The organism is Nocardia sp. CC201C (assembly GCF_030010695.1).
GTDB classification, from domain to species: Bacteria; Actinomycetota; Actinomycetes; order Mycobacteriales; family Mycobacteriaceae; genus Nocardia; species Nocardia otitidiscaviarum.
The window spans coordinates 1-8,249 of sequence record NZ_JASCXP010000337.1; the positions used below are offsets into that span (position 1 = coordinate 1).

At 68.2% G+C, this 8,249-nt stretch carries 8 protein-coding genes; 3 read left to right on the top strand and 5 right to left on the bottom strand.

The annotated features are described in order from the left end of the window. Nucleotides 1-35 precede the first annotated feature (35 nt). The 4 genes from QK444_RS27415 to QK444_RS27430 are packed head-to-tail and all read right to left on the bottom strand — an operon-like array spanning nt 36 to nt 4,426. Complete coding sequence (locus QK444_RS27415) at nt 36-1,661, bottom strand: cytochrome bc complex cytochrome b subunit (RefSeq protein ID WP_282785040.1); 1,626 nt, start codon at nt 1,659-1,661, stop codon at nt 36-38. Then, nucleotides 1,658-2,815, bottom strand: a complete 1,158-nt coding sequence (locus tag QK444_RS27420) for a ubiquinol-cytochrome c reductase iron-sulfur subunit (protein ID WP_282785041.1) — start codon at nt 2,813-2,815, stop codon at nt 1,658-1,660. The genes QK444_RS27415 and QK444_RS27420 overlap by 4 nt, the downstream gene beginning before the upstream one ends. Nucleotides 2,816-2,873: 58 nt before the next feature. Beyond that, a complete protein-coding gene (locus tag QK444_RS27425) occupies nt 2,874-3,755 on the bottom strand; it encodes a cytochrome c (protein WP_282785042.1) in 882 nt (293 codons plus the stop codon). A gap of 53 nt (nt 3,756-3,808) precedes the next feature. Further along, a complete protein-coding gene (locus QK444_RS27430; protein ID WP_029929373.1) occupies nt 3,809-4,426 on the bottom strand; it encodes a heme-copper oxidase subunit III in 618 nt (205 codons plus the stop codon). Nucleotides 4,427-4,662: 236 nt separating this feature from the next. On the opposite strand from QK444_RS27430, the gene QK444_RS27435 reads away from it, so the two are divergent. Continuing rightward, nucleotides 4,663-5,058: a hypothetical protein gene (locus QK444_RS27435; RefSeq protein WP_282785043.1), complete on the top strand. Its 396-nt coding sequence runs from the start codon at nt 4,663-4,665 to the stop codon at nt 5,056-5,058. 98 nt (nt 5,059-5,156) lie between these two features. Continuing rightward, nucleotides 5,157-6,206, top strand: coding sequence for an anthranilate phosphoribosyltransferase (trpD, locus tag QK444_RS27440; protein WP_280356747.1), 1,050 nt, complete (start codon nt 5,157-5,159; stop codon nt 6,204-6,206). Nucleotides 6,207-6,548: 342 nt separating this feature from the next. Here the strand turns inward: trpD and QK444_RS27445 are convergent, their stop codons facing one another. Continuing rightward, nucleotides 6,549-6,824: an Lrp/AsnC ligand binding domain-containing protein gene (locus QK444_RS27445; protein ID WP_029929370.1), complete on the bottom strand. Its 276-nt coding sequence runs from the start codon at nt 6,822-6,824 to the stop codon at nt 6,549-6,551. A gap of 294 nt (nt 6,825-7,118) precedes the next feature. On the opposite strand from QK444_RS27445, the gene QK444_RS27450 reads away from it, so the two are divergent. Continuing rightward, nucleotides 7,119-7,640 (top strand): DUF3558 domain-containing protein, encoded by a 522-nt coding sequence (locus QK444_RS27450; RefSeq protein ID WP_282785044.1) that lies wholly within the window; start codon nt 7,119-7,121, stop codon nt 7,638-7,640. Nucleotides 7,641-8,249 lie beyond the last annotated feature (609 nt).

Genomic DNA, 8,249 nt, shown 5'->3' on the forward strand with positions numbered 1-8,249 from the left:
TGTGACGATCAGTGAGAACTGCGCTCAGTGAGAAGTCAGTGCTCGCTGTGCTTTCCGCTGGAACCCTCATCCTGCGCGGCCTCCAGGGCCGCCAGCATGTCGTGCTCCTCCTGGTGCGCCGCCTGCGCGTTGGCCTCGATCTCCGCGGGCGGGTCGGCCCGCAGGAAGGAGCCCGAACCCGGCTTGCCGGCCGAACCCAGCTTGGACATCTTCTTCGGCACCGGAGCGCCCTGGTACTCCAGGGGGATCGGGTGGCCGTGCGAATCCACCGGGCCCAGCGGCTGGTGGATCTCGATGTACTCACCGTGCGGCAGCCGCTTGATCACGCCGGTCTCGACACCGTGCTCCAGCACCGCGCGGTCGCTGCGCTGCAGGCCGATGCAGAACCGGTAGGCGATGAAGTACGCCAGCGGCGGGCCGACCAGCAGCAGGATGCGACCGCCCCAGGTGGTGGCGTTGAGCGAGATGTCGAACTTGAACGCGATGATGTCGTTCACGCAGGAGATGGTCAGCACCAGGTAGAAGGTGATGGCCATGGCGCCGATGGCGGTGCGCACCGGCACGTCGCGCGGCCGCTGCAGCAGGTTGTGCCGGGCGTCGTCACCGGTCAGGCGCTTCTCGATCCACGGGTAGGCGATCAGCACGGTGAACACCAGACCCATGATCAGCGCCACCCAGAACACCGCGGGCACCGTGTAGTTGCCGATGTAGATCTCCCACGGCGGCATCAGACGCGCCATGCCGTCGGTCCACATCATGTAGAAGTCCGGCTGCGAACCCGCCGAGACCTGAGACGGGTTGTACGGACCCAGGTTCCAGATCGGGTTGATCTGCAGCAGACCACCCATGAGCGCGATGATGCCGAGGGTGAAGCAGAAGAACGCGCCCTGATCCGCGGCGAACACCGGGACGATGCGCGCGCCCACCACATTGGTTTCCTTGCGGCCCGGGCCGGGGAACTGGGTGTGCTTCTGGTACCAGACGATCGCCACGTGCGCCGCGATCAGCGCCAGCATGATGCCCGGCAGCAGTAGCACGTGCGCGATGTACAGACGCGGAATGATGATGTCGCCGGGGAAGTCGCCGCCGAACATCAGCCAGTGCAGCCAGGTGCCCACCACCGGAACACCGATGGTGATGCCCGAGAAGGCCGCGCGCAGGCCGGTACCCGACAGCAGGTCGTCCGGCAGCGAGTAGCCGAAGAAGCCCTCGAACATGGCCAGGATCAGCAGCAACGAGCCGATCACCCAGTTCGCCTCACGCGGCTTGCGGAACGCGCCGGTGAAGAAGATGCGGAACAGGTGGATGATGATCGACGCCGCGAACAGCAGCGCCGCCCAGTGGTGCACCTGCCGGACGAACAGGCCGCCGCGCACCTCGAAGGAGATGTTCAGCGCCGTCTCGTACGCCCGCGACATGCCGACGCCGCGCAGCGGCTGGTACGCGCCGTCATAGGTGACGTGCGCCATCGACGGGTCGAAGTACAGCGTCAGGTAGATACCCGACAGCAGCAGGATGATGAAGCAGTAGAGCGCGATCTCACCGAGCAGGAACGACCAGTGGGTCGGGAAGACCTTGTTGATCGAACGCTTCATGAAGGCCGCGGCGTGATACCGCTCGTCGATCTCGTTGGCCTGTGCGGCCGCTTTGCTTGGGCTCATGAACGACGCTCCCAGAAGGCCGGTCCGAGCGGCTCGATGAAGTCGCCGTTGGCGACCAGGTAGCCCTCGGAGTTGACGGTGATCGGCAGCTGCGGCAGCGCGCGGGCGGCGGGACCGAAGACCGGCTTACCCCATTCGGTCGCGGAGAACTGCGACTGGTGGCAGGGGCACAGGATCCGGTTGGTCTGCTGCTCGAACAGCGAGGTCGGGCAGCCCAGGTGGGTGCAGATCTTCGAGTAGGCGAAGTAGTCGCCGTAGTTGAAGCTCTCCTGGCCCTTGCGCTTGATCGCCTTCTCCGCGTCCGCGGTGCGCAGGCGGATCAGCATGACGGAGTTGCGGATGCCGCGCAGCGACTGCAAGGTCTCGTGCGAGTCGCCCCGCCACTCTTCCTTCCAGGGGAAGACGGTCTCCATCGCGCCCGCGTCCAGATCCTCCGGACGCACCAGCACGATGTCCTCCGGGCGGCCGGTGTCACGACGCAGGTAGACGGTCTGACCCGGGTAGTCCGGCGTCCAGCCTGACACCCACAGCGGCGACTTGTCGCCCTTGGCCCACGGGTTCTTCACCATGCCGCCGACGAAGACGAACAGCGCGCCGATGCCCAGCAGGCCCGCGCCCAGACCCGCGGTGCGGGTGATCATCTTGCGGCGGGCCAGCGTGGAGGTGTCCAGCGCGTCCTGCAGTTCGGCGGCCAGCGTGCGGCGGTTGGTCTCCGAGGACTTGCCGTCGTGGCGGTCCTGGATGGAGATCTCGGCCGGAATGAACTTCTTGCGGATCAGCACCACTGCGATACCGATGGCCAGCACCGCGATACCCAGCGACAGACCGACCAGCGGGGTGTAGAGGCTGTAGGCGGCGTTGCCCTCGTCATTGCGGGACTTGTAGCTCCACGGCCAGAACAGGAAGACGCCGATCAGCGCGACGGCCGACAGCGCCGAGATGCCGAACCACATCGCCACCTGACGCTCGGCCCGCTTCTCGGCCCGGGTGCCGGGCACCGGCCAGCGCGGCGCGCGATAGGCGACGTCGACACCGTCCATCTTCGTGCCGAGTTCGACCAGTTCGTCCCGCGACAGCGCGTCGAGCTGCTCCTCGGTCAGATCCGTCTGCGGCGTGGGGTGGTCCCCCATGCTGTTTCGCTCCTCTTCGCTCATGACTGCGTCCTTTGGGTCATGCGCACGGCTCCACCGCGGTGACGTCGCGCTGCCGGGCTCATGTCCGGGATCCGATCCACATGGCGGAACCGACCAGCAGGGTGATGCCGACGATCCAGGCGGCCAGACCCTCGGTGGCGGGACCGAAGCCGCCGAGGCCGTAGCCGCCCTCGGACTGGGTCTCGGTGCGGTCCTTGACATAGGCGACGATGTCGCGCTTCTCCTCCGGCGTCAGCTGCCGGTCGGAGAACTTGGGCATGTTCTGCGGGCCGGTGAGCATCGCGGTGTAGATCTGCTGCTCATTGGCCGGTTCCAGCGGCGGCGCGAACTTGCCCGACGACAGCGCGCCACCCTTGCCGGTGAAGTTGTGGCAGGACGCGCAGTTCATGCGGAACAGCTCGCCACCGCGACCCAGATCGGCGCCGCCGATCAGCGACTCCTGCGCGATCTCGCCATTGGCGTCGCGCACCACGGTCGGGCCGCCGCCGTTGGCCGCGATGTACGCGCCCAGCGCATCGGTCTGGCGGGCGTCGAACTTGGGGGGCTTGCGCATGATCTGCGCCTCGTTGCGGACCGCGGGCATGCGGCCGGTGGAGACCTGGAAGTAGACCGCGGCCTCGCCGACGCCGATCAGGCTGGGGCCGCGATCCTCCACACCCTGCAGGTTGACGCCGTGGCAGGTGACACACGAGGTGTCGTAGATCTGCTTACCCTCGCGCAGCAGCGCGGACTGATCCTCGTTCGCGGTCGCGACCTGGGCGTCCGGGGTCAGCGCCGAGGCCGTGAAGCCGGCTCCGACGAGGCCCATCAGCAGAACCAGACCGCCCGCGAAGCGCCGCTTGCCGCGTCGCTGCCTGCGGACCTTGGTGGCCTGATTCTCTTGCGCGCTGCCGATCCCGGGGCCGCTGGGATCTGGCGCTGACGGGGGAGATGAACTCATCTGTGTCCCTTTGGAGTAGACGGAACCGACTGTGCAGAAGCTCTTGTCCGGAACTAGCGGACGAAGTAGATCGTGGCGAACAGCCCGATCCAGACGATGTCGACGAAGTGCCAGTAGTAGGAGACGACGATCGCCGCCGTGGCCTGCGCCGGGGTGAACTTGCTGAGCGTCGTGCGCACCAGCAGGAACACGAAGGCGATCAGACCGCCGATGACGTGCAGGCCGTGGAAGCCGGTGGTGATGTAGAACACCGAGCCGTACACGCTGCTGGAGATCGAGGTGCCCTCGTGCACGAGGTGGTAGTACTCGTAGCCCTGGCCCGCCACGAAGAACGTGCCCATGAGCAAGGTGATGAAGTACCAGCGCCGCAGGCCGAACACATCGCCCTTCTCCGCCGCGAAAACACCCATCTGGCAGGTGAAGGACGACGCGACCAGCACCGCGGTGACAGGCACGGCGAGTGCCATGTTCAGCTCGGTCGGCTCCGTCGGCCAGCCGAGCTCCGGGTTGGCCTGCGCGCGAGCAACGAAGTACATGGCGAACAGGCCGGCGAAGAACATCAGCTCGCTCGACAGCCAGATGATGGTACCGACACTGACCATGTTGGGCCGGTTCAGCGAATGCACACGCTGAGTAATGGCCGATCCTGGGGTCCCTACTGCGGTCGTCACGCCGGTAAGTATGACCCCTTGTAGTACGACAGGTGTAGCCGGGTACGAAAGTTCGGGGCGCGTGTCGGAAACCGCAGCGCGAGAGGATCTCCCGACTAGCGCTCGGCGTGTCTCTTGAGCAGGGCTTTCCTGCTGCCGGGGCGCGCTTCGCGGCGGTGACGGCACCCAAGCTAAAGCATGTGGCTGAGAAAAAGGCAAGAGTGAAACCTGTGATCCGGACCCGCGGAAGGAACGAAATGACCTCTAAGACCTGGTGGCGGCGGCTGTTCGGGCGGGCGACCGCGCCCGAACTCGATCCCTCCGGCGCCGATCTGGTGGAGGTGGTGTCGAGTTTCGATGACACCGAAGCCTGTTCGACCGCGCTGGAGCGCGCCACCGGCTGGGCACCGGAACGACCCGCGGTGCTGCGGCACCTGCTGCGGCTGCCCGCCGCGCAGGTGGAGACCGCCGCCGCTATCGCCGCGCAGGACGGGTACGCGGTGCACGAGCGCGGCGACGGCGACCCGTGCGAGGTGGTGTTGCAGCGCGTGCAACCGCTCGACGCCCTGCACTGCTCACAGGAACGCGCCCGCATGGCCGGATTGGCGCAGCGCCACGACGGAACGGCGCTCGGATGGACCGCCTGGCAGTGAAAGCCGGTACCCGCCCGGGGGAAAAACCCTCGCCCGGCGCACTAGGCTGCTGAGGGAGCACTGGTGTGCCGGAACCACCAGCAATGGGAGAGAGAAGCATGAGCGCGCGCAGCTGGAGGGAAATCCTCACCATCCTGACCGAAGGACGTGACCTGTCCACGGAGGAGGCGGCGTGGGCGATGAACGAGATCTTCACCGACAACGCCACCTCCGCCCAGATCGCGGCCTTCGGCGTGGCCATGAAGATGAAGGGCCCCTCGCTGTCCGAACTGAGCGGACTGGCCTCGGGCATGCTCGCCCACGCGCGGCGGGTGGAACTCGACTTCGGTGCCGTCGACATCGTCGGCACCGGTGGTGACCGCTCCGGCAGCGTCAATATCTCCACCATGTCCTCGATCGTGGTGGCCGCCAGCGGGGTGCCGGTGGTCAAACACGGGAACCGGGCGGCGTCCTCCAAGAGCGGCGGGGCCGATGTGCTGGAGGCGCTCGGCGTGAAGATCGCGCTCGGGCCGGAGGCGGTGGAACGCTGTGTGCGCGAGGTCGGGGTGGGCTTCTGCTTCGCGCCCATGTTCCATCCATCACTGCGGTTCGCCGGACCGGCGCGCAGTGAGATCGGCATCCCCACCGTATTCAATGTGCTGGGGCCGCTGACCAATCCGGCGCAGCCGCGGGCGGGGCTCATCGGGTGCGCCTTCGAGGACCTGCTGCCGACCTATGCGGGCGTGTTCACCGAGCGCGGCGCCTCGGCGCTGGTGGTGCGCGGCAACGACGGACTCGACGAGATCACCACGGTGGACACCACCGACGTGTGGGTGGTCGCGGGCGGACAGCGCCGCCACGTCACCATCGACCCGGTCGAACTCGGGATTCCGCGGGTGGAACCCGCCGCGCTACAGGGCGGGGACGCCGCCATGAACGCGGTCATCGCCCGCAATATGCTGGCGGGCGAGCCCGGTCCGGTGCGGGACGCGGTGCTGTTGAACTCGGCCGCGGCCATCGTGGCCTTCGAACTCGACAGTGTCGAGACCGATCTGCACGACAAGCTGGCCGGAGCGTTGAAGCGGGTCGCGACCGCGGTCGACTCCGGGGCGGCGGCCGGGCTGCTCGACCGGTGGGCGGCACTCAGCAATGAACTCGGTACCGACTGAGTCGGACCGGATCGGTCGAACGGGCGGCTGCCGTCCGGCGCTACCGGCCGGACGCGGCCGATGCTCCCCGTCGAGTTCACGCGGCGGGGAGATCTCGTTTATCGCGTAGCCGGTGTGTTGCTGATGGTCGGAACCTGGTCGCCACGTTAGGGTGCACGGATTGCCAGCCGAGCCGACGCACCCGATGTGGATGCACCCGCGGTTCGAGTGAGGAGTTCAGCATGCGCGACGCTCTGGCCAAATCCGGGCTGTTCGCGGCCGTCCTGATCGTGGCCGCCCCGATGGCGCTCGCCGCGCTCACCACGGTGGGGACCCGGCTACGCGGCTGAGCTCGCGCGGCACCTACTCGCCGATGGAGAATCCCGCCTCCACATCGGCGCGCGCATAGGACTTGAAGGCGATATTGGTGACGGTGCGCAGCACACCCGCCGTCTTGTTGATCCTGCCGGTCACCACCTCGGCGATCTGCTCATGATCGCGCACCCGCACGATCGCGATCAGGTCCACATCGCCCGCGCACGAATACACCTCGGTCACGCCGTCGATATCGGCCAGCGCCTGCGCGGTCTCGGGAATGCGGGCGGCCTCGGCGTGGATGAGCACGATCGCGGTAATCATGACGCCACTGTATTGGATCGCGCCCGCCCACCGCTGCGGCCGGGCGCGGGCGGGCGGACCTCGCGGCGCGGGGCACCGAACCGCACGTCGTCGTGGGTGGTCGGTGTGTCGGTAGCCGACGGAGCGGTGAGGGGCGGTCGATCGCGGGGCGGTGTCGCGGGCCGTCGAGCTGGTCGGTTGTTCGCGGGGCGGTCAGCGGCCATTGCGTGTGGCGTGGGCAGGGGCCGGTCGTTCGCGGGGTGGTCGCGATCCGTTGCCCGCGAGGCGGCCGGGGAGTCGGTAGCATCGAAGGGTATGCGGGGGGTTGCCGTATTCCTGGTCGGAGCGTGCGCGCTGCTGGCCGGTGCCTGTGGGTCGGAGGACGCGCGGGAGGAGGCGGGTGACCGGCCGCCGGTGCGGGTGGCGGCGCCGGGGCCGTTCACCGGCGAGTGCGGTCACGTGACGGATGCCGAGATACGTTCCACCACCGGTCTTTCCGAGCCCTCCGATATCTTCCGCAACTCCGTCACCTGCCGCTGGTTCCATACCGCGCAGCACACCGATGTGACCTTCACGTCCTATCGCGGCAGCCCCATCGACCGCGAACGCGCCTGGGAAGCCCTGTGGGGCCGCGACATCCGCTCCCTCACCCTGGCAGACCACCCAGGCTTCCTCTCCCACAGCCCCGACGGCCCGACCCGAGAGGTCTGCGTGCTCGCCGTCCAACTCGGCGACGACTTCTTCGAATGGTCCTACCGCGGCGTGGTCGCCCGCCCCCGCGCCAGCTGCGACATGGTCCAGCACCTCGCCGACCTGACCGTGCGACGGATGGGGTGAGCGCGGCGGGACGAGCCGAGATTCGCAGTGGGCAGCGGCACAGTCACCGGTGCGGTCTCGAGTGCGGCTCGCACGCTGTCACGCGCGTCGTCGACAGGTGGCCGAGGCGTTCACCCACGCGCACGGGACGGCCGCGACCGAGGCCCCCACCCGCGAGAGTGTGCAGGCGGTTTCCCTCGATACCGCCGCAACAGCCAGGTGGCGGTGCACCACCGGTTGGAGCTCATCGACGCAGCGAAGCTCGCAGCAGCGCCCTACGGCTGGGCTGGATGCGCTACCCGTCGCGGGCCTCCAGTTGATCGCCGCAGACGAGGTCATCGCCGCGGCCCTGGAGGCTCGCGTTCAACGCGCGTCGCGAGGGGAACCGGTGGCGGCAACGGCCGAGAGGACGCCGCCACCGGTTCCCCCTCGCGATGGCTGCGGGGGCGGGTGGTCGGTGTGGGGCGGAGTGGGCGTAGGCGGGGCGGGTTCATGATCGCCTGGAGCGTCGCTGTGGTGGGGAGGAGGCGCTTGTCGGCGGACTGTGGCGGGGTGGGGTGCTGCCGTCACGGCCTGCCCGCGTGCGCTTCGCCTCGGCGGGTCCGGCACGGCGGCTGGTGCGGGGCGGCG